Genomic DNA, 23,067 nt, shown 5'->3' on the forward strand with positions numbered 1-23,067 from the left:
TCATTTATTTTTAAAAATTATATTTATTTATTTTTCTTCATACGATATAAAAAACAAATTCTTAAAGTTGTCAGTCAGATAAGTTTTCAACAGCAGAATGTTCTTAAGTCATGTCCGAAATATGATTTTTGTCATGTTCCTATTTTCTAAATAATCGTAAAATTACAAAGACAAAAAAAGATGACCCCAAAATCTCATTCATTTCTTATTCAAACATTTACACAAATAAAAAAATAATATATTTAATTAAGGATAAGTTTGTCTTTTATTAAAATAGTGCCTATTTTTGTACTCTAAATTTTAATTATAAAAAAACAACATTATGGAAACTTTAGAGAGAATTACAATAGGTGAATACGTAGCAAAAGACTTTAGAACAGCAGCTTTATTTTCAAAATACGGCATCGATTTTTGCTGCAACGGCAATAGAAGCATTGAAGAAGCATGCGAGAAAAAAGCAGTAAATCCTGATGATTTATTAAAAGAAATCGAGACAGTTTTATCTTCAAAAAGTGATTCCGGAATTGATTACAATGCTTGGCCAATTGATTTATTAGCCGATTATATTGAGAAAACACATCACCGTTATGTTTCCGAAAAAACACCTGTTCTACTTCAATTTTTAGATAAGTTAAGCCGAGTACACGGAGCTAATCATCCAGAGTTATTAGAAATAAATGAACTCTTTAAAGGATGCGCGGGAGAATTAGCGCAACACATGAAAAAAGAAGAGCTGATTTTGTTTCCTTTTATCAAAAAAATGGTTCATGCTGCTATTTCAGATCAATTGATTGAACAGCCTCATTTTGGAACAGTAGAAAATCCAATTGCAATGATGATGCACGAACACGATGCCGAAGGAGAACGTTTCAGAAAAATAGCCACATTAAGCAACAATTATACACCTCCTTCAGATGCATGCAATACTTATAAAGTAACATTTGCAATGCTGCAGGAATTTGAAGAGGATTTACACAAACACATCCATTTGGAAAATAATATTTTATTCCCAAAAGCAGCTAAACTCGAAAAAGAATTTTCGGCACAATCATAAACTATGTCAAACACTAAAAATCAACAACTATGGGGAACTATGTAATAAAGAGAAATGGTAAATACAAGCCATTTGAAAGTTATAAAATAAAAGATGCAATTGAAAAAAGTTTCAAAAGCGTCTCAGCAGTTGTTGATGAAAGTGTTTTTGAAAACATTATCATTCAGCTCGAAAATGAAGAAGTATGGTCTGTTGAGGAAATTCAGGACATGATTGAAAAAAAGCTATATGAAAAACATTACTTCGATGTGATGCGTTCTTTCATGCTATTTCGACACACGAGAAAGCTGCAGCGTGAACATGTTCAGGGATTAAATGATGACACAACTTATGTCGACAGTTCTCAGACAATAGAAGAATACATTGAACAGACAGATTGGCGCATCAATGCCAATGCCAATACTTCCTATTCGAATGCCGGATTGGTCAATAATGTAGCGGGAAAAATTATAGCCAATTATTGGCTGGATAAAGTCTATACCAAAGAAGAAGGTTATGCACACCGCAACGGTGACATTCACATTCACGATTTGGATTGCCTTACGGGTTATTGTGCGGGTTGGAGTCTTCGTGTATTACTTAACGAAGGTTTCAACGGTGTGAGAGGTCGTGTAGAAAGCAAACCGCCATCTCATTTCAGGGAAGCATTGGGTCAAATGGCTAATTTCCTTGGGATTTTGCAGAGCGAATGGGCTGGAGCTCAAGCATTCAGTTCGTTTGACACCTATTTGGCTCCTTATGTTTTTAAAGATAATTTGGGGTTTGACGATGTTTTAAAAGCCGTCAGAGGATTTGTTTACAACCTCAATGTTCCCGCGCGCTGGGGACAATCGCCATTTACCAACATCACTTTGGACTGGATCGTTCCCGATGATTTAAAAACACAGATTCCGACCAAAAATGACCATCATATTTTTGAAGACACTATCACATCCGACTTATTAATCAGAGCCAAAAAGAGAGGCGTATCAAAAATTATCGACTTGCGATATGAGCATTTTCAAAAGGAAATGAACCTCATCAACAAAGCGTATTATACTGTAATGACCGAAGGCGATGCCAATGGACAGCCATTTACCTTCCCTATCCCAACAGTAAACATTACGGAAGCTTTTGACTGGGATGGTGAAAATACCGATTTGCTTTTTGAAAATACAGCCAAAATTGGTTCTTCCTATTTCCAGAATTTCATTGGAAGCCAATATGTTTTGGATGAAAACGGCAATCAGGTTGAGAATGAAAATGCCTATAAACCCAACGCCGTACGCAGTATGTGCTGTCGTCTGCAATTGGATTTACGTGAATTGTTGAAACGTGGAAATGGGCTTTTCGGAAGTGCCGAAATGACAGGAAGTATTGGTGTCGTGACCATCAACATGGCACGTTTGGGTTATTTAAACAAAGGAAACAAAGACACATTATACAAACAGCTAGATGAGCTTTTGTACATAGCCAAATCGACTTTGGAGAAAAAAAGAGTCTTTATACAAGAAATGTATGACCGAGGATTATATCCGTACACCAAACGCTATTTAGAGCATTTCAGAAATCACTTTTCAACTATTGGAGTGAACGGTATGAATGAAATGATTGAAAATTTCACCAATGAAGATGACAATGTAACCTCCGAAACAGGTATTGAATTTGCCTCTGGAATCCTAGATCATATCCGCAACAGAATGAGGGAATTCCAAGAAGAAACTGGAAATCTCTACAACCTTGAAGCCACTCCTGCCGAAGGAACGACTTATCGGTTTGCCAAAGAAGACAAAAAACGTTTTGACGATATTATTCAGGCGGGACAGGAAGAAAACATTTATTACACGAACAGCTCTCAAATCCCCGTGGATTTTACACAAGATCCATTTGAAGCTTTAATGCTGCAGGATCAATTACAGTGCAAATACACTGGAGGAACAGTTTTACACTTATACATGAGTGAAAAAATAAGTTCGCCTGAAGCCTGTAAACAATTTGTAAAAAAAGTAATTACAAATTTTAGATTGCCATATATTACTGTAACGCCAGTGTTTAGCGTGTGTCCAGTACACGGCTATTTGAACGGAGAACATGAATATTGCCCGAAATGTGATGAAATCATAATTGAAGAAAAAGCTAAATTTATTGAAATATAAAAGAGTAAAAAAATAGTTTAAAGTTTAGGATGGTTTAATATTGTTTAAAACCATCTTAAACCTTTAAAAATTTTAAACTTTTAAACCATTTAAACGCTTAAACAATTTAAACCTTAAACAATCATAAATATGAAACTAACAACAAACCAGATTCTAGAACAAAATCAAGAATTGCGCACCAAATGTTTGGTGTACACACGAGTAATGGGCTACCACAGACCCGTAGAAAGCTTTAACATAGGAAAAAAAGGTGAACACAAACAACGAACTCATTTTACCGAAGGAAAGTGCTGTTAGGCCTATTTACAGTTTAACACCTTTCACTTTATTAGATTACCCGCATAAATCAGCTTGCATCCTTTGGTTTGCAGGCTGTAATATGAGGTGTCTGTATTGTTATAATCCCGAAATAGTTTTTGGAAAAGGAATTATTTCTTTTGAAAATGCGCTTCAGTTTCTGAAAGGCAGAAAACAATTACTGGATGCTGTCGTTTTTAGCGGTGGTGAATGTTTACTGCATAAAAAAAGTATTTCGTTTATAGACGAAGTCAAAAATATGGGGTTTTTAATCAAAATTGACACCAATGGTTCACAACCCGCTGTACTGAAAGAACTCATCACTAAAAAACTTATCGATTATGTGGCGCTTGATTTTAAGGCAATGCCAGCTAAATTCGAAAAGATAACGCAGTCGAAACTTTTTATTCCCTTCGAAAAGTCCTTACTTTTATTGCTTCAAAGCAGCATTTCTTTTGAAGTCCGTACAACGGTGCATTCCGAATTATTAAATAAAAATGATATTCAGCAGATGATTTCCTATTTGGAAAACATAGGTTATATTGGAAATTATTATATTCAGCATTTTGTAAACGGTGCGCCAACAATAGAAAAACTAGGACATTCGTTCAAGGAATTGGAAAGCGAAAATCTTTCAACAGATAAAATTAAAATACATTTTAGAGGATAATTATGAAATGAGCATGATAATTAAATTTGCTGCAATTGAAAATCATCGAATACCAAAACAAAATAATAACCGATGAGATAAACACAAATGAAGGTATGCGAAACGTAGTTCGATGGCTCCAATAAAATAATAATTCCCAAATTACATATTCCAACAAAAACAATATTATTTACACATGAGAAAGAGCTGGATTTTGGTATGTTTTGTCAATTTTTTCATTGCTTCGCTAATGGGATTATTGCTTCGATGGATGTATGTTGCGCCGATTGCTGGAGTCAATTTTCAGTTTTTAATGCACGGCCATTCGCATGTTGCGATGCTGGGCTGGGTGTATTTAATGCTGTATTGCTTAATTTTTCATTTTTTTGTTCCAAAAGAGAGCCAGCAAAAACCCATTTACAACCAATTATTCTGGATAACCGAAATTGCCGTAATTGGCATGATGATTGATTTTCCAGCTCAAGGCTATGCCTTTGCTTCTATTCTCTTTTCAACTTTGCATATATTTTGCAGTTACTGGTTTTGTTATTTGATTTGGAAAGACGCCAAACCAACTTCTTTTCCTGAAAAAAGAATGCTTAATACCTCTTTATTTTTTATGGTTTTCTCCACATTGGGCGTTTGGTGTTTGGGTCCTGCCGTTGGAATTATGGGAAAAGCAAGTGCTTTTTATCAAATTGCGATTCAGTTTTTCCTGCATTTTCAATTTAACGGATGGTTTTTATTTGCGGTTTTGTCTTTATTTTTCAAACAATCCAAACTAAATATCGACGAGAAAAAATTCCGTTTGTTTTATAATTTATTCGTCAGTTCGACAGTATTGACATTGGCTTTGCCCGTGAGCTGGTCGCTTTCGAACCCAATTTTTTATTGGATAAATGCAATTGGAATTGTAATCCAATTATTTTCAGCAATGCTTTTTATACAGTTAATTCAATCTCAATTTCAAGCGTTCTTTAATCCGCTGTCTTCATTAGAAAAAATGGTTTACCGATTTGCACTGTTATCATTAGCCTTAAAAATCATCATACAGTTAGCCGTTTTAGTTCCTGAACTGGCACAGGTTTCCCACGAAATTAGAAACTTTGTCATTGGATACATTCACTTGACTATGTTAGGCATTATCACTGGTTTTCTGTTTGGATTTGCATTGCAAAATGATTTTTTAAACTCACAAAATAAAATTCAGAAATTGGGAATCTATATTTTTTTACTGGGATTTGTGGCAACCGAAATTCTTTTATTTCTCCAAGGCACTTGGTTATTGCTGAAAAGTGGAGCATTCCCTAATTATTATCAAAATCTATTTTTTTTAAGTATCTTTTTGCCTGCAGGTCTTTTGCTGTTGACGATTGGTATTTTTAAACTTAAATCTAAAATTATATGAGCCATCATTTATTGTTAATTATCCATCTTTTGAGTGCATCCATTTGGGTTGGAGGTCATTTATTTCTCGTCTTAGGTCATTTGCCTCAAGCCCTCAGGGAGAAAAATCAAAATATAATCCTCAACTATGAACGGAAGTATGAGCCAGTGGGAATGACAGCATTAGTTTTGCTGGTAGTCACAGGAATTATGATGGCTTATAAATATGGCGTAAGCATTGAATATTGGTTTCATTTTGAGACTCCAATCGAAAAAGTAGTTTCAACAAAATTACTTTTGCTTTTACTGACCGTGCTTTTTGCATTAAGCGCTCAATTCAGAGTATTGCCAAAACTTAAAAATAATCCCGATAAATTGCCCGAAATGACTTTTCATATTGTATCTGTAACCTTCATTGGTGTTTTGATGCTGATATTTGGGTCATTTGTGCGTTTTGGAGGGTTTTGATTCTAAAAAATATTTAGTTTAAAGTAATTTTATTTTCAGCAGCTGCTTGCGTGAGGGGTTGCAGTGGAGCTCTTTTTTCTTTATCAATTGCCACGGGTTTAAACCCGTGGCAATTGATAAAGAAAAAAAGCGGGAACGGAAAACCCGACCCGGAGTTTTTCACGAAGGGTCACGCCCAAATGAAGATTTTGGATCAAAAAAGCCTAAACCTTTGCTCCTATTTCTATGAAGAATAAAACTAATTTCTTAAATTTGTAAAAAACCGAATATGTTTTCCAAAACCTGCGAATACGGCATACGAGCCACGATTTTCATCGCTTCAGAGTCTTATCAAAACAAAAGAGTTGGGCTCAAAGATATTGCCAAAAAAATAGATTCCCCTGAAGCTTTTACGGCCAAAATTCTTCAAATTTTATCAAAAGACAATATTATCAATTCCATAAAAGGAGTTGGTGGCGGTTTCGAAATTCCTCGAGAGACGATGAAAGAAATCAAACTGGCTCAAATAGTGAATGCCCTGGAAGGCGACCGCGTTTTTACCGGCTGCGGCTTGGGGCTTACCCATTGTTCTGAAGACCATCCGTGCCCGATGCATGAAAAATTCAAATCCATTCGAAACGAATTAGCTTTTATGCTCGAAAACACCAATCTGGAGGAATTGGCTCTGGGGATAAAGACAGGAGATACTTTTTTGCGGTACTAATAAAAAGTAATCTTATATTTACATGATATTTTTTTAAATGATTAAATTTAAAACTGAATCATTACTAAATCTAAGGAATCCAAATTAAATACTTTCTTAAAAGTTGATTACAAAGAAGATAATAGGATTTGGCTCACCAATAGTCTGACGTTCCGAAAGATTATTGGTATCATGGGAATATCCATGCCCTTATTATTATTTGGATTCCAATATATAGGACACTGGGTTCCAATATCCTTTAGAATCCATTAGCCATTATTACTACACCCGTGTCAGTGGGTTTTTTGTTATAATTCTAAGCCTATTAGCTTTCTTTCTGATTATTTACAAAGGCAAAGATCCAATCGATTTTTATATTTCATTATTTGCTGGAATTTTTGCCTTGCTAACCGTTCAGTTTCCTACCAGCAATATCACGGATGTATGCTGTGATCCTTCCAAAAATATGCTGTTGCGATTTTGCCAGTAAGTGATTTCAGAATGTATTTTCATTACATAGCAGCTGCATTATTTTTTTTATGCCTCTCCTGCATGTCTTTCTTTTTATTTACTAAATCAAACAAATCACCAGACGAAAGAGACAGACAAAAAATCATCCGATACCGTATTTACAGGACTTGTGGCGTATTGATCCTTTTGGCAATACTGGTACCATTTGTTGGCTTACTGAAAATAATTCCTCCGCTATATTTTACAAAATTTCCACTAACATTTTGGATGGAAACATTGGCAGTCGAAAGTTTTGGTTTTGCTTGGTTAGTAAAAGGTGAAACAATTTTCCAAGATTATAACTAAAATATTAATTTAGTTTTCTAAATAAAACCTCTTGAGAAATTGCAACAAAAAAAGGCCTGATTTTCATCAGGCCTTTCATTGATTAAACTGCGACTAGCTCGGGGATGCAAAGCGCAAACAGTTCACTCTTATATTGCTGTAGCTGATTTTCGATATTTTGTCTGCCTTTCTCAAACCAATTATTAGAAGCGATTAATGATTGGTAGTACTCAATTCCCTCATTCAGATTGTTTTTAAACGCTTTCAGTTTCTTAGCCTGAGGCACCGTAATCTGTTCTGAAAATTCATTGATTTCATTTTTTAGATAATCCATATACATTTTCAGTTCATTGATAATCACATTCGGACGCTCTTTGTTGCCTAGAACGGACGCATTTCCATAAATGTGCCTTACCATATCCAAAAGTGAAACTTCTTTGTCAAAATAAGCCAAATTAGGGCCTGGACAAATAACAACTCCTTGAGATTGCCCTTTTATTTTAATATTATTTTCAAGATAAGAAGCATTGGCCAAACCTACACAAAGGCACGATTTCTCGGTAATACTGTTTTTCTTTTTATCGAAAGCCTCTTTAGACAATGAATCTTTTACAGCATCCAATTCGTCTAATTTTAAATCTTGGTATTTTTTAGAAGCGGGACACATTCCTTTTGGACCATACTCTTTACTCAAAGCCAAGAATTTTTTAGGACAAGAACTTCCTGCCTTCTCTTCCCGAATGCGTTTTTGTTTGAAAAATTCATTTGTAGTTCCTTTTACTGCATTAAAAGGAATCCCTAAAGGTGAAATATGGCTCAAATAAAAATCGTCTTCTTTGGCTTTTTCTAACAATTTTCTTGTTTCGGCATCTACAGAAGTAGCTTCTGGAACCAACAAAAATGGCGACCCCCACCCCACAGAATCAACTTGATAATGCTCCAATAAAAAATCATGTTCTTCGGCAGTTCCTACTCCGCCCTGCACAGTAATTTTCAATTCTAATGGTGTTTCAGGAATATGTAATCCTTTTATTTCCAACGCTTTTACCATCAGATCATGAGCTGATTGTATTAATTGTTCTTTCTTTTGTTTGAATTCTTCCAAAATAGGCCCCAACAAATAGCCATCAGTAGCAAAGGCATGTCCTCCACAATTCAGTCCCGATTCAATTCGGTATTCGGAAACCCAAAGTCCTTTTTTGGCCAAGAAATTCCCTTGAATCATAGCTGATCGAAAGTCACTTACTTTCAGGATAATTTTCTTTTGAAGTTTATCATTTGCATCTGGATAAAAAACAGGAAAGTTTTCAAAATAAGCATACAATCTAGGATTCATTCCCGCCGAAAGCACTACTGAAGATGACAGATTACTGTTTGCAAAACCACGAAGAGAAGCATGCGCATCATTAAATTCAACTGGCAATTGTTCGTCTTTAACGAAATTGTCTTTATCGACTTTGGTCATGATATTAACATCAATTTCACCAGCCGAAAGATTTTCTTCAAGATAATTTTTGATGGTATCTTTGAAAGCAATTCCGTCGTCGATCAGGTTTTGCAATCCTTTTTTAATCTCCGATTTATTAGGCAACATCGCAATATAATTCTCCAAAGCTTGTTTGCTTTCAGCCAATTCTACTTTGAATTTTTCGAATTTTTCTTTTACGATAGTATCCATCAAATTCAGATAGGAAGTCACACGTTCAGCACGATAATCATGAATCTTTTCTGTGATTTCCTGATACGGTATTTTGAATTTTTCGCTGTAAAAAGCATTCATTCTTTCAATCAAATCGTCATCTATAATAGAAACAACAGATGAGATTCCGTATTGCGCCACACGTATCGGACTATCAATTGTATAGCCCAATCCCATTACTGGAATATGAAAAGTATGTAGTGGTTTTTTAGTCGTCATAAGTGTAAAATTGATTCATTAAATAATTATGCAAATATCACCATACTAATTTGCTTAAAAACTGATAAATGTCATACTACAACGAAACATAATAGAATAGATTTGCGGGTTGCAAGAACTCCAGAGGTCTACTTTTTTAACAAAAACTATCTTTTTGAAACTTTTAGAAAACTTTCAGAAACGTGCAGCTTCAAAGTTTTACCTTATATTTGCATAGAATTAATCTCAATTAAAAAAACCATTAAAGTTTTTAAAAAATGAAAAGTCTTAAAGAACGTATATTGGAATTAAAAAAAGAGAAAAATGCCGTAATCTTAGCGCATTATTATCAAGAATCTGATATACAAGATGTGGCAGATTATGTAGGAGACAGCTTGGGATTATCTCAAGAAGCAATGAAAGTAGACGCCGATATTATCCTTTTCGCAGGAGTTCACTTCATGGCCGAAACTGCCAAAATATTAAACCCTACCAAAAAAGTTATTTTGCCGGATTTGAAAGCAGGCTGTTCATTAGCCGAATCATGTCCTCCAGAAGATTTCAAAAAATTTACAGAAGCACATCCTGACCATATCGTAATCACTTATGTAAACTGCTCTGCCGAAGTAAAAGCATTGACAGACATTGTGGTTACTTCCTCGAATGCCGTTAAAATTGTAGAATCTATTCCAAAAGACAAACCTATTATTTTTGCTCCGGATAAAAATCTGGGTAAATATGTAATGGAACAAACGGGCAGAGAAATGTTGCTTTGGGACGGTTCTTGTGTGGTTCACGAAGCTTTTTCATTGGATAAACTGGTGGCTTTGTACAAACAAAATCCAGACGCTCAAATCATTGCGCATCCGGAATCTGAAACACATATTCTGAAAACGGCAAACTACATTGGGTCAACCGCAGGAATGATTAATTATGTAAAAACCAATCCAAGCAACAAATTTATTGTAGCTACCGAAGCGGGAATTTTGCATAAAATGAAACAGGAGGTTCCTAACAAAATATTGATTCCGGCACCATCAAACGAGGATAACACCTGTGCCTGCAGTGAATGCGGCTACATGAAAATGAATACCCTTCAAAAAGTATATGACTGCTTATTGAACGAAACTCCTGAAGTTAATGTCCCGGACGACATTAGAGAAAAAGCTTTAATCCCAATCGAACGCATGCTCGAATTATCATAAGAATGATTACAACCAATTATTTAATCATAGGTTCTGGTGTAGCAGGTTTGACCTTTGCCCTAAAAATGGCCAACCGTTTTCCTGAGAGAACCATTACTATCATTACCAAAGCCAACGCTGACGAATCCAATACCAAATATGCACAAGGAGGAATCGCAATTGTTACCGACAAAACCGAAGATTCGTATCAAAAACACATCGAGGACACGCTGATTTGCGGAGACGGCTTGTGTGATGAAACTGTGGTTAAAATGGTTATTACCGAGGGGCCAAAACGTTTGAAAGAACTCATCGAATGGGGTGCTCAGTTTGACAAAAACGCTAAAGGAACTTTTGATTTAGGCAAAGAAGGAGGCCATTCAGAAAACAGAGTCGTGCATCACAAAGACCAAACCGGCCACGAAATTCAGCGCGCTATTTTGGAACAGGTAATGCAAAAAGAAAACATTAGTGTTCTGGATCATCACTTTGCACTGGAATTGATTACACAAGACAATCGTTGCGTAGGTGCATATGCCCTTGACGAAAAGACAAACGAGGTAATCACCTACCAATCTGATTTTACTTTGCTGGCTACTGGCGGAATTGGACATCTTTATGGACATACCACCAATCCAATCATAGCAACTGGTGACGGAATTGCGATGGCTTATCGTGCCAATGCATTAATCCAAGACATGGAATTTATACAATTTCACCCAACAGCGTTATTTGATACTACAGGTGGTTCCAAATTTTTAATCTCAGAAGCCGTTCGCGGTTTTGGAGCTAATTTAAGAACCAAAAAAGGTGATCTGTTCATGCTCAATTACGACTCGAGAGGCGATCTTGCTTCTAGGGACATTGTTTCCCAAAGTATCGATTTGGAACTCAAAAAATCGGGTGATGAATGCGTGTATTTGGATTGTACGCATTTGGATATGGCGGCATTCAAAAACCATTTTCCAATGATTTACAAACACTGCAAAAAAGTGGGTATCGACCTTGAAAAAGAATGGATTCCCGTTGTTCCTGCCCAACATTATTTGTGTGGAGGAATAGTGGTTGACATTAACGGAAAAACATCCATAGAAAATTTATTCGCCTGTGGCGAATGTTCGAGAACAGGATTGCACGGAGCTAACAGACTAGCCTCAAACTCGTTATTGGAAGCTTTGGTATACTCGGATAAAATCTACCATTATTTGGCTCAAAATCCTTTTATCGAGCCAAAAACAGCTGCCACCATCCCACAATGGTCAATTGAACCGAAAACAAAAATCGCTCCCGAATACATTGCCCAAACCAAAGCAAAACTGCAATTATTGATGCGTCAAAATGCTGGAATAGTACGATTTGATTCAGATTTATTACAGGCAAAAGAAGTCCTTAAAAATCTGCAAAACGAAATTGACGAAAAGATACAAAACCATTTGGTCTGCACCGATTTGTACGAATTAAATAATATGATTGACATCGGGAATCTTATTGTTCAGCAATCGATCGACCGTAATGGCAATTGTGGCGGATTTGTAAAATACGATTCGAAAGACATTAAATAATCCAGATAAAATAAATTTTAAAAAGTCTCTTAACAATACAGTTGAGAGACTTTTTTTTAGATGATAATTGCAAACATTACTTATTTACATCTATCTTTTATTATAAAGTTTTTATACTCTTAAAAATTTTAGTTTGTGCTTCTAAAACTGATGCATTAAAACCATGTGCTGTTTTTGGCAGCAAATAATACTTTTTTTCTGGTGCTTTTATTTTATCAAAATAAGCTTTGGAAGCTTCTTTTGGCGTAAGCAAGTCTTCATTTCCCTGAATTAAATACACAGGTATTTTAAACTCAAAATTGTCTCTCATCAAATCAATCGCGGCACTCATGGACTGCACTCCAAGTTTGCTGTCTCCTGTGTAATTGACAAATGAATAATCATCCCCCTCTTCTCGATTTTGGCTGTCTTTTGGATTATTATAAGCAGGAGATTCAACAAACCAAGATTCGGGAGCGGGAACCGAATTCGCGCTTTCATATTTCTTTAAAACTCTAAACAGCTGACCCACTTTTTTGGCTCTGTCATAAGGCGGTTTGCCTATAGCGTTCAAAACTTCTAAAGACACCTTATCATTTTTATCTTGGGCAATTTTATAAATTTTGTTATAAAATGTTTCATCAATAACAGGATTTACAATTTGAGAATGACCCACATAAGCATAAAAAAGATCTGGTCGCTTAGTTGCAATTTTAACTCCAAGTGCCGATCCCCAAGAAGTACCAAAAAGTATGATTTTTTGTTTTCCCAAATGCTTCAAAAGATATTCAGACACCGCAATTCCATCGGCTGTCATTTGTTCTAATGTTAATGGATTTGCTTGTAAAAATTCGGGCGTTAATTCTTCTGGAGCGGTACGTCCAAAAGTTTTTCCAGTACCCCGCTGATCCCATTGAACTATAATAAAATCTTTAGACAGATCTTTGTACAGATTATCCGAATAAGGGCTTATTGGACTGCCCGGTCCTCCGTGAATAAACAATATTACGGGTTTGGAACTTTCTCCCTTGATAGTAATCCATTGCTCAATACCATTAATCGAAACAAAGCTCTCTTCGGAAACTTGTTTTTTAACAATAGAGTCATTAAAAGGATGAACAATTACAGTGTGAATTGGAGATTTAGCAAAAACTGATGTTGCTAAAAACAAATGAAGCAATACTAAACTTAAAGTGCTAGAGAGATTTTTCAAAGTATGTTGATTAATTGATTGAAAATTAATATGTAATAAGACTACATTATTTCAATTTGTTACGCTTTTCCCTAGATCCATTAAATAGACCTTTGCCATTACTGATGGTTTTTGAGAACTTTGTACAATGCAATATAATCTCAAGCATTATTACAAATACTAAACAATCAAATTCTGAAACCAATATTTACTTATAATTTTTCTTCCGTTCCATTTCGTCCTTTATTCTTTTATTGATGTCTACTTTTGCTCCTCGCAATACATAAATCGAAATTTCGGGTTCTCTGGCAAATTTGTTAATTCTTTTTCCTGCCAAATAAACGGTGTCAAATAACGGAATTTCTCTTTTTCGGTCTTTATCATCATCGTCTTCCTCTTTTACTAAAATCACATCTTTAATTTTCATGCCCAAAGGAAGCCAATTGATATAATCGGCATTAAAGGAATGGGCAACCACTTTTTTGTTAGTCGTGTAATAATTGATAGCTCCTGCCTGCCCATAATTATCACAAAGAATTAAAGAATATTCCAAATCTGGCAATGTTCCTGCGACTGAATCCACTTTTATAGCCAATTCTTTCCAACCCAGCATATCGGCAAAATCTTGTGGTAATAAATGATCCTTCCCGTCTTCCCAACGAAGCAACCCAAATTTTTGATAGGCTTTGGCGTGATTCACTATATATTCTGGACTTTTATTTGGGAAAAAAGCTTTGTACATCGGTATAAAAGACAGTATGGGCAATAGAATTAAAACAGGCTGTAAATACCTTTTCCAACCATCTTTTAATTGGTTAGCCAAATAAACGGAACCAAAGGAAATATAAATAGGATAAAGTCCAATAGCATAATAATCTTTGGCTTTAAAATACATAAAAACAGCAAGCGTAAAAATTATGCTCCAAAAGAACAGCTTGTATTTTTGGAACGGTTTGTACAATAATAATGCTAACCATCCTGATACAATCACTAAAAAAGAACCAATAAAGAAGAGCAATTGCGATTTTAAAAATTCCAATCGATCCACGTATACTAACTGCGTTTTGGCTAATTCCTTTAAATGGTGAATCACGGGAAAGCCGTTTGTGTATTGCCATAAAAGGTTTGGCGCAATTAACAGCAAGCCTAAAACAAATGCAATATACAATTTTGGCTGGGCAAAGATTTTGCGTTCTTCTGTCAATAAAATGGCAGGAATCAATCCAATAATCAAAAATCCAATGTTGTATTTATTCAAGAAACCAAAAACAAAAACGATTGCCAAAATGAAAAGCCATTTGGTGTTTTTGGAATTGATATATTTGATCAACACAAAATAAAAAGTTGTCCAACACAACACATCAAAAGAGTTGGGCTGATACAACGTATTCAGTCTTAAAAGTGCCGAGAAAAATACGCAGGTTGCTCCTAAGATCAAAGCAAACAAACTGCCTTTTAATTCTTCGATAGTTTTCCAAACTACAACAATGGTCAAAGCTCCGAACAAAGCAGGAAAAAATTTAATCCAAAAAACAGAATTCCCCAAAAGGTAAATAAGATAGGAAATCCAAGAGGTAAAAGGCGGTACCGACAAATAACCCCAAGCCAAATGATGTGCTTGATCAAGGTGCAGATATTCATCCCGCTGTAAGTCGTAGTCGGTGCTTATCAATGAGTATTGCAATACAAATTTCAGGATAATGAAGCCGAGTAAAAGTAAAGTTTTTTTGTCCATTGGATACTATTAGTTACTTTCAATAATCTCTTTTAACGCAATTAATACTGGATTTTCTTCAGTACTTTCTTTTTCCTCTACTGCTCCAGGTCTGTTATCTTCTTTTATAATTTCTAGCTGAACAGCATTTTCCGATTCAGAAATAAAGTAGCTCATAATGAAATAATTTTCTTCTTTGTCCTCAAGGTCGGGTCTTGGAAAAAACAAACTGTATTTTATGAGTTCGTTTGGAATGACTTCTAATATTTTGCCCCATTGCTCAAATACTTTATTATCCCACTCCACTCTAAATCTAATTTCGCTGCCCACTTTCCAATCTGTCAAAAGGTCGCTTCCGTATTGCCATTTTTTAACCAATTCGGGTTTAGTAAGTGCATCCCAAACTTTTTGCTTGGTCGCATTGATGAGAATTGTAGATTTACTTGTTATCATTTCAGTTTTATTTATTTAATTGGGTTTTTTTCGTATTCTACTGATTTTTATTAATTAAAATGTAAATATAATAGAAATAAACTACAAAGAACAATGCTATCTCTTCTCGTTTTTTCATTCAGATGTACGAGAAATTTGAAAATAGTATTAATAAAAATCATCTCGCTTTCCCTAAACGTCTTATAAACTGCGTGAAGGATAGAAGCTAGCTACCAAAGTAGCGCGGATAGCCCGACCGCCGATAGGAAAAAGGGCAATGACAACAACGAAACTAGCCCTTTTTTCTAGCGGTGGTCACGCCCAAATTAATTTTTAGCAACAAAAAAATCCCAGTCGTAAAACTAGGATTTCTAATGGATAAGATATTTTCAATCGCTATTTTTGTTGCGGTTTATTCCCCGATGGCAGGTAATACAGCCAGCTAAAGCCTATTAAAAACAGAACTAATGAGGCGACAAATGCCGGTATTAAAATTTCTGTGTTATTTTCTAAAGCGTTGTTCAACGAGGCATACAACAACCAAATCTGAATTGTGACATTCAAAATTAATATGAATATCAAGGTCGAAAGAATATTGTTCAGCTTGTTGGGATTCGCTTGGTTTTGACTGGTTCTAAAGGTACTCATAGCTGTGGGGTTTAGAAAAATAAAATATTTCCTTTTTTTTTACCATTAAGAAATTAAGTGAAGTTAAGTTTTAGCTTAATGATTCTTAATCTCTTAATGGTTTAATTTATTTTAAACGGCATGTTCTTCGTGATGCGATGCTTTTACATAGATATCATTTTCCTTGAAAAAAACTTCCAAACTTGGCAATGCTCTTGGAGGCGGTCCTCCCAGAACATCTCCCGTTTTAGCGTCAAATGATCCTTCGTGGCATGGGCAATGAATGATTCCGGTGCCGGGTTTGTAAAATACGGAACATGAAAGATGGGTGCATTTTTGCTCATAGGCTTTGAAATCTCCATTTTCGAGATGAATCAAAATATACGGGATGGTGCTTCCCTCAATCACAAAAGCGCGTGTTCCACCTAAAGGAACCTCGTCTTTTTTGCAAACAAAATGCTCTCCCTCTACTTCTTCTTTGGGAAGCAAATAGGCTTTGGCCGCTACGAGCCCGCTTCCTACCATCAGTCCGCCCGAAACCAGGGTCAGGAATTTAGCAAAATCACGACGACTGACATTGGTTGCCTGCTGTTTGAGGATTGGAAAGTCTTTCTTCCAATTTTTATTTAAATTATCTTCTTTTGACATTTCTTTATGTTAAAAAGTTTGTTTCAAGTTTAATGTTTCAAGTTTTTCAGAAGCTATCTGCAATCTAACTTTTACATCTATTCTCTTTATTCTATACTCTATTTTCTAAAATCTTAATACTTAATAAATAATCAGTTCCGTACTTCCTTTCGGCATCATGATATTCACTTTGGTATTGACTATTTCCTTACCAAAAATGAAAGTATTGATTGGCGTGCTGTTCGGGCGCATTTCCTCAATTTCAGTTCTTGTTCCGTAAAATAAAGCACCGCTTGGGCAAACTGTTGCACACATTGGTTTTTTGCCAATGCTGGTTCTGTCATAACACATCGTGCATTTCATCATCAAATCGTAAGATTCTTCTTTTTTCGGCACGCCAAACGGACAAGCCAGAACACAATTGGAGCAACCGATACATCTTTCGGTATTGGCGGTATGCACGATTCCATTTTCGTCTTTGGATATCGCATCGGCGGGACATACATTCGCACATACGGGGTCGTCGCAATGCATACACACCTGCACGGTGGTTTGCACAGTCGAAGCCCGATCTACATAATTGACACTGATTAAGGATTCCTGACCATTGGTCTCACATTCGGCGCAAGCCAATTCACAGGCTTTACAGCCAATGCAACGTTGCATATCTACAAAAAATTCCTCGTTTTTATTGAAACTGGTGTAATTCATATTTCTTTTTTATAGATTAAACACTTGCATACGCTGTTGATTCTTTTGAAGGCCCAGCAATTTCCTTGAGCGGTTCCAAATGGCAGGCACACACTTTGAACTCCGGTATTTTGGAAATTGGGTCTAATGTTCCCGGCGTTAACTGATTGGCCGATTTTTTACCCGACCAATGGTACGGTATAAAAACAGTATCTTCCCGAATGGTTTCCACGATATTCGCAGGAAAAATTCCTTCCCCTCGTCGGGTGGAAACTTTTATTAATTCTCTTTGCTTGATTCCAAATTGTTGTGCCAGTTTAGGATGAATTTCCAATAAAGGTTCAGGATATTGATCGACCAATTTACCAATTCTGCGGGTTTGAGTACCACTCAGATATTGAGACACTACACGGCCTGTTGTCAAAATCACAGGATAATCCGCATCAGTCACTTCACCCGGAAGCTTATAAGGAGCAGGATTAAAATGTGCTTTCTCATCAGGGGTTTTAAACTTTTTGTCTTCCCATAATCTTGGTGTTCCCGGATGACCTATTGTTGGACATGGCCAAAATACACCCATTTCATCTTCAATTCTTTGGTATGTAATTCCGTAATAATCGGCGGTTCCTCCTTTGGAAGCCACACGCAATTCGTTGAAAATAGCTTCACTGTTCTCATACGTAAATTTATCTTTCACACCCAAACGTTTCGCCAATTCCAAAATAATTGAAGTATCAGTCCTCGCCATTCCTGGAGGCGTTACCGCTTGGCGAATGCGGATCACCCTTCCTTCTGCAGATGTAGTGGTGCCTTCTTCCTCTTCCTGCAAAGAACCCGCCAGCACAATATCGGCGTGGCGTGCGGTTTCATTCAAGAAAAAGTCAATACAAACGTAATATTCCAGTTTTTCCAAAGCTTCGCGAACATAATTGCTATTCGGCAAAGACACTAGCGGATTAAAACAAATCGATATTAATCCCTTAATTTCTCCACGATGAATGGCTTCTATTATTTCGTAAGCCGAAAGCCCTTTCCCAGGCAAATCTTTCTCATTAATACCCCAAACTTCCGAAATATACTTACGGTGTTCCGGATTCTCAATATCTCTGTTACCCGGCAATTGATCGCATTTATGTCCATGCTCTCTACCTCCCTGTCCGTTTCCTTGACCTGTAATGGTTCCATAACCACAATATGGTCTGCCGATTCTTCCGGTAGCCAATACCAAATTGATGCAACCCAAAACATTATCCACACCTTTTGAGTGGTGTTCTATTCCACGAGCGTGAAGCAAGAAACTCGTTTTGGCTTTGCCCCACAATTCGGCCGCTTCGCGTATTTTATTTTTGTCGATTCCCGTCACTTCCTCCGCCCATTCCAGCGTATAATCTTTTACGGCATCTATCGTTTCCTGAAAACCCGAAGTATAATTATCAATAAAATCGTGATCCAGCATATCGTGATCCACCAAGTATTTCAGCATCGCACCATACAAAGCCGAGTCTGTTCCCGGACGCACGTTCAAATGAATGTCGGCAGTTCTCGCCAGCGGAATCATCCTTGGGTCAATCACTATAATTTTGGCTCCTCGATCACGGGCTTTCCAAATCCAGTGTGTCAGCGTTGGGAAGGTTTCACTGATATTGGCACCAGCCACAATAATCACTTCAGCATATTCCAAATCCGAATAATTATTCGAAGCCCTGTCCAATCCAAACGCTTTCTTGTTCCCCGCACCTGCACTCACCATACACAAACGTCCGTTGTAATCCAGGTTTTTGGTTTTCAAGGCCACACGGGCAAATTTTCCAACCAAATAACTTTTCTCATTAGTCAACGAAACTCCCGACAGCATCGAGAACGCGTCATTCCCGTATTTTTCCTGAATACGTTTAATTTCCGAAACCGTTTTGTCCATCGCATCGTCCCAAGAAGTAGGCACAAATCCTTGTCCAAGGACACTTTTCAAAGGAGACATTAATCGGTCGGGATGGTTATTCTGCAAATAGCGCTGAACCCCTTTTGGACACAGCCTACCTTCATTAAAAGGAAACTCCATCCAAGGCTCAAACCCCACCACTTTATTTTCTTTCACCAACAATTGAATACCACATTGCATCCCGCAAAAACAACAATGCGTTTTCACAGCCTCATCCGGCTCGTCCCTGCCTACATATCCGTCCTTGGGCGCATAATTCAGTGTGGGTCCAAAATGCTTAACTATATTCTCCTCTTTTACTGGTAATTTTGCCATTTTATATTTATTTATTTTACCGACAAGACACAAAGGCGCAATTTTTATTTTCTTTGCGACCTAATATCTTTGCAATGATTTTTCATATCACTAAGAAACTAAGTCGTAAGTTTTCATTTTCCTTGCGACCTTCCGCGTTTGCGGTGTATTTATTTTATCCAAACAAATTCCCGCCATCCAGCCTTGCTTTCAAATGCGCTTGTGCTAATCTGGACCTTTTCCCCTCAGGGCTCAAATCCAAGTGAGATGTTCCGTCTTCATGCGAAAAATCGAAACCCAATTGTTCCGTAACGGTTTTCAAATCCTTAATATGCAATTTAGTCGCAAACTCCTCGCCCGTATGCGGACAAACCGCCATACCCATTTTCATTCCCTGCTTCTTGTAAATATGCGCCCCGATTTGAGCTGGACGCTGAATGATATGGAAAAATTTCCCGAAAGGAATCCAAATCAAAAACATGATTACCGTAACCGCGTGTAAAACGGCCAAGAAATCAAACGCAAATCCCTTCATAAACTGATACGAATAGGTCAAACCCAATCCCGTAACCGAAATGGCTATCAATAAAATAAGCGGTAACAAATCGCCCTCAAAAGACTGAGTGGCAATCAAGCCGGGATTTGTCAAACGTCTTCTTAAATAATACAGTGATCCAAAAATAACCAAGTATGAAGACCAGTTCAAAGCGTGAAAAGTCAAAAAAGCGGTAATGGAATCCAAATCAAAATCCATCACTTTAAACCCAAAAAAATACGCTTCATAAGTAGAAATCGTATTGGGAGCCATTGCAAAATTAATCCAGCCAAATGTAAGCGGTATCGTAATCAAAAATGCCGAAGTACATCCCACAGCAATCATAAAATGCGCCATCCAGCGGTATTTTCCCCTTGGATAAATAAACTTCTGAAATGCAATATTCTCCACTGACTCTTTCGTGGCAAACCAAAAATGTGAAAACACTTTTCCTGTTATTAAATATGTAATCCCTCTTTTAAAATAAATCCAAGTCGGTGGTCGCTGCAGCCAAACCGTATAGCGGTACACAATCCCGAAAAAAGCAAACACTGTCCCAAATAAATAGGTTACCAATGCCGCATCAAAATTTTGCAGTTTTCGGGAACCATAAAACACCAGAACAATCATAAAAATCGAAAGTCCCGTTGCAATGAGCAATGCTTTGATGTTATAGGTTTTGTTTTTCATATATGTAAAATTTATTTTTTATAGGTCATATATGTTATCGCATTGCGATTTCATACGTAGCTATTTATTGATTCTTAGAAGTCATACGTAATTACTTCGTCGACTTCTATCGCTTGATTCACTTATCTTCATTAGTATTTTTGACCAATGTTTTATTTTTTGTAAAATTAGCAAAAGTAAAAACTAAGTTAAACTACTTAAGTATTTTTCAAAACACAAATAGATAAAAATATGTTACAATTTTAGTACACAATACTATATTCTATTATTTACGGTATTTGATAGTGTTTTTTAAGTGTAAAATCTCTAGGGTTCCGAACAAAACATTTAACTCGGTTTCTCACATCCTCTTCGATTGTAAAACCACCAATTAATTGTTGTAGCTAATATAGTGAAAAGAATTAAGCCAATAAAGAATTGATTTACAGTTCCATTGGCCGTAATATTGTTTCCAATGAATTTAGAAAAAATAAAAGGGCCAAAAGCAGCAATTGCGGCAGTCCATCCAATTACACCTGCAGCTTGACGCTGATTCTCAGAAAAAATGATAGGGAATTGTCTAAAAGTACCTGCATTTCCAACTCCCGTAAAAAAGAACATCGCCAAAATCACCCCTACAAATAACGGAAACTGATCCATGCTCGTAGGCGAAACCAATCCTTGGGTAACCAAAATAATAGCACCCGTTAAAATTCCAAATCCAGTTATGGTTGTCAATATGGCTCCTCCAATTTTATCGGCTACAAAACCAAAAGCAACTCTGCTGGCTGATCCAATAAGCGGTCCGTAGAAAGCATATACTAATGGATCGGGGGCATTTGGAAAATCACCATACAAATATTTAATCATCAAAGGAAATGCAGCCGACAAACCTGCAAATGTCCCAAAAGTCATCACATAGGTTATGGTACAGAACCAAGTATGCTTGTTTTTAAAAATATCCATCTGCTCTTTTATGGAAGTCTGCATCGGAATACTTTTTAAATAAAACCAACTGATAACCGCCAAAACCAAAAGAAATGAAGTGTACCAAAATGCAGCCGATTGAATGTAGATTTTCTTGTGTGTAACTGCCTCATTTTCGGGATTGAGTTTGTTTAATATTTTTTCAGCCAATTTAGGATTGGCATTCGCAATCGCTTTTGATTTTGCTTTCAAAGGCAATGCTGTAAAAATTTCTACATTTTCATTCGAATGAGTTGCCGCAGTAACCGAATCCAATACCGGTTTCTTTACATTAGCCAATATTTTAGTTTGCACTTCGGCATCTAGAGCTGCAAAAACTTCTTTTTGTTTCTCAACTGTCGAATCTTTAAAAACATTCAGGGTTTCTTTTGCATCAACACTCGTAAATACCGATGAAGCTCCATATATGCTCACACTCAAAATAAGAGGAGTAACAAATTGAGCCAGAGAAACTCCAAAATTCCCGATTCCCGCCTGGATTCCCAATGCAGTCCCTTTCAGTCTTTTTGGAAAAAATAAACTGGTACTTGGCATAAAGGACGAAAAATCTCCCCCGCCAAAGCCACAAGTAAAAGCCAAAACGGCAAATACCCAAAACGGAGTATTGGTATCCATCACCGCAAAACCGATACCGATTACCGGAATTAATTTAAGTAAAGTAGCCAAAGCCACAACGTGTCTTGTCCCAAAAATAGGCAGTATAAACGTGTGGATAATTCTCAAAATTCCTGCAGCCAACCCAGGTATGGCCACTAACCAAAAAAGCTGGTCTTTGGAAAAAGGAAAACCAAGCCCCGGTAATTTCACCGCAATTACGCTCATCATAAACCATGAGGCAAAAGAGAGTATTAATGACAAAGTTGTAATCGTTAAAGTTTTCCAAGCAATTTTACTGCCGGTATTTTTCCAGAAAATTTCATCTTCCGGTTCCCATTTGTCTAACCAAGTTTTCATATTCTATATTATTTGTTTACACTATTAAAATTGTCCGACTCCAAATCAAATTTCAATGAAATCGATCTTTTATAAAAAGATAAAAAAGTCCTTTATTTATAGTGTAAAATTAAGAGTCAAAAAGAAGATAAAATATGACTTTTATCAGGTGAGAGAAATATGTTAAATTAGTGTAATTGCTAAATTATACGGAGTCTTTTTTTTTAAAATAACCTCCCCTTTTTGTTAAAGAAAACTAACCTCTCAATTTTGTTTGCGGAATCCTAACAGGTTTCCATGACCTGTTAGGTATAAAAAATCTACACACCTTAAACAAACC

Annotated in this window: 20 protein-coding genes; 10 read left to right on the plus strand and 10 right to left on the minus strand. The window is 36.4% G+C overall.

Features of this window, described 5'->3' with window-relative positions; all coding sequences use genetic code 11:
- The first annotated feature begins 322 nt into the window (after positions 1 to 322).
- From ric to CLU83_RS12030, 8 genes are all read left to right on the plus strand, one after another.
- Positions 323 to 1,054 (plus strand): iron-sulfur cluster repair di-iron protein, encoded by a 732-nt coding sequence (gene ric / locus CLU83_RS12000; protein ID WP_100431829.1) that lies wholly within the window; start codon positions 323 to 325, stop codon positions 1,052 to 1,054.
- A gap of 29 nt (positions 1,055 to 1,083) precedes the next feature.
- Positions 1,084 to 3,189, plus strand: a complete 2,106-nt coding sequence (locus tag CLU83_RS12005; RefSeq protein ID WP_100431830.1) for a ribonucleoside triphosphate reductase — start codon at positions 1,084 to 1,086, stop codon at positions 3,187 to 3,189.
- 129 nt (positions 3,190 to 3,318) lie between these two features.
- Positions 3,319 to 3,486 carry an anaerobic ribonucleoside-triphosphate reductase gene (gene nrdD / locus CLU83_RS22860; RefSeq protein WP_116763518.1) on the plus strand — a complete coding sequence of 56 codons (168 nt, stop codon included), beginning with the start codon at positions 3,319 to 3,321 and terminating at the stop codon, positions 3,484 to 3,486.
- A complete protein-coding gene (locus tag CLU83_RS12010) occupies positions 3,440 to 4,156 on the plus strand; it encodes an anaerobic ribonucleoside-triphosphate reductase activating protein (protein ID WP_369828764.1) in 717 nt (238 codons plus the stop codon). The genes nrdD and CLU83_RS12010 overlap by 47 nt, the downstream gene beginning before the upstream one ends.
- 175 nt (positions 4,157 to 4,331) lie before the next feature.
- Positions 4,332 to 5,543, plus strand: a complete 1,212-nt coding sequence (locus CLU83_RS12015) for a hypothetical protein (RefSeq protein WP_100431831.1) — start codon at positions 4,332 to 4,334, stop codon at positions 5,541 to 5,543.
- A complete protein-coding gene (locus tag CLU83_RS12020; protein WP_100431832.1) occupies positions 5,540 to 5,989 on the plus strand; it encodes a CopD family protein in 450 nt (149 codons plus the stop codon). Before CLU83_RS12015 ends, CLU83_RS12020 begins: the two co-directional genes overlap by 4 nt.
- A gap of 268 nt (positions 5,990 to 6,257) precedes the next feature.
- Complete coding sequence (locus tag CLU83_RS12025; RefSeq protein WP_100431833.1) at positions 6,258 to 6,692, plus strand: Rrf2 family transcriptional regulator; 435 nt, start codon at positions 6,258 to 6,260, stop codon at positions 6,690 to 6,692.
- A 531-nt stretch (positions 6,693 to 7,223) separates the two neighbouring features.
- Positions 7,224 to 7,487: a hypothetical protein gene (locus tag CLU83_RS12030; RefSeq protein ID WP_100431834.1), complete on the plus strand. Its 264-nt coding sequence runs from the start codon at positions 7,224 to 7,226 to the stop codon at positions 7,485 to 7,487.
- Positions 7,488 to 7,569: 82 nt separating this feature from the next.
- Here CLU83_RS12030 and CLU83_RS12035 read toward each other — a convergent pair whose 3' ends face one another.
- Positions 7,570 to 9,384, minus strand: a complete 1,815-nt coding sequence (locus tag CLU83_RS12035; RefSeq protein ID WP_100431835.1) for a hypothetical protein — start codon at positions 9,382 to 9,384, stop codon at positions 7,570 to 7,572.
- A gap of 257 nt (positions 9,385 to 9,641) precedes the next feature.
- Between CLU83_RS12035 and nadA the strand changes: the two genes are divergently transcribed.
- Positions 9,642 to 10,568: a quinolinate synthase NadA gene (gene nadA / locus CLU83_RS12040; RefSeq protein WP_100431836.1), complete on the plus strand. Its 927-nt coding sequence runs from the start codon at positions 9,642 to 9,644 to the stop codon at positions 10,566 to 10,568.
- Between the two features lie 2 nt (positions 10,569 to 10,570).
- Positions 10,571 to 12,109 carry an L-aspartate oxidase gene (gene nadB, locus CLU83_RS12045; protein ID WP_100431837.1) on the plus strand — a complete coding sequence of 513 codons (1,539 nt, stop codon included), beginning with the start codon at positions 10,571 to 10,573 and terminating at the stop codon, positions 12,107 to 12,109.
- Positions 12,110 to 12,209: 100 nt separating this feature from the next.
- Here nadB and CLU83_RS12050 read toward each other — a convergent pair whose 3' ends face one another.
- The 9 genes from CLU83_RS12050 to CLU83_RS12090 all read right to left on the minus strand — a co-directional run bounded on the left by CLU83_RS12050 (position 12,210) and on the right by CLU83_RS12090 (position 22,748).
- On the minus strand, positions 12,210 to 13,301 hold the full coding sequence (locus CLU83_RS12050; RefSeq protein WP_157802086.1) for an alpha/beta fold hydrolase: 1,092 nt from the start codon (positions 13,299 to 13,301) through the stop codon (positions 12,210 to 12,212).
- A gap of 187 nt (positions 13,302 to 13,488) precedes the next feature.
- Complete coding sequence (locus CLU83_RS12055) at positions 13,489 to 15,015, minus strand: glycosyltransferase family 39 protein (RefSeq protein WP_100431839.1); 1,527 nt, start codon at positions 15,013 to 15,015, stop codon at positions 13,489 to 13,491.
- A gap of 9 nt (positions 15,016 to 15,024) precedes the next feature.
- Entirely contained in the window at positions 15,025 to 15,447 is a 423-nt protein-coding gene (locus CLU83_RS12060; RefSeq protein ID WP_100431840.1) for an SRPBCC domain-containing protein, read from the minus strand.
- 375 nt (positions 15,448 to 15,822) lie between these two features.
- Complete coding sequence (locus CLU83_RS12065) at positions 15,823 to 16,074, minus strand: DUF6755 family protein (RefSeq protein WP_100431841.1); 252 nt, start codon at positions 16,072 to 16,074, stop codon at positions 15,823 to 15,825.
- Positions 16,075 to 16,185: 111 nt separating this feature from the next.
- Positions 16,186 to 16,701, minus strand: a complete 516-nt coding sequence (locus CLU83_RS12070) for a Rieske (2Fe-2S) protein (RefSeq protein WP_100431842.1) — start codon at positions 16,699 to 16,701, stop codon at positions 16,186 to 16,188.
- A gap of 120 nt (positions 16,702 to 16,821) precedes the next feature.
- Positions 16,822 to 17,391 (minus strand): 4Fe-4S dicluster domain-containing protein, encoded by a 570-nt coding sequence (locus tag CLU83_RS12075; protein ID WP_100431843.1) that lies wholly within the window; start codon positions 17,389 to 17,391, stop codon positions 16,822 to 16,824.
- 16 nt (positions 17,392 to 17,407) lie between these two features.
- On the minus strand, positions 17,408 to 19,624 hold the full coding sequence (locus tag CLU83_RS12080; RefSeq protein ID WP_100431844.1) for a molybdopterin oxidoreductase family protein: 2,217 nt from the start codon (positions 19,622 to 19,624) through the stop codon (positions 17,408 to 17,410).
- Positions 19,625 to 19,778: 154 nt separating this feature from the next.
- Entirely contained in the window at positions 19,779 to 20,828 is a 1,050-nt protein-coding gene (locus CLU83_RS12085; protein ID WP_100431845.1) for an MFS transporter, read from the minus strand.
- Positions 20,829 to 21,155: 327 nt separating this feature from the next.
- On the minus strand, positions 21,156 to 22,748 hold the full coding sequence (locus CLU83_RS12090) for a magnesium transporter MgtE N-terminal domain-containing protein (protein ID WP_100431846.1): 1,593 nt from the start codon (positions 22,746 to 22,748) through the stop codon (positions 21,156 to 21,158).
- Positions 22,749 to 23,067 lie beyond the last annotated feature (319 nt).

It is taken from the genome of Flavobacterium sp. 1, from assembly GCF_002797935.1.
In the GTDB taxonomy this organism is placed as follows: Bacteria; Bacteroidota; Bacteroidia; order Flavobacteriales; family Flavobacteriaceae; genus Flavobacterium.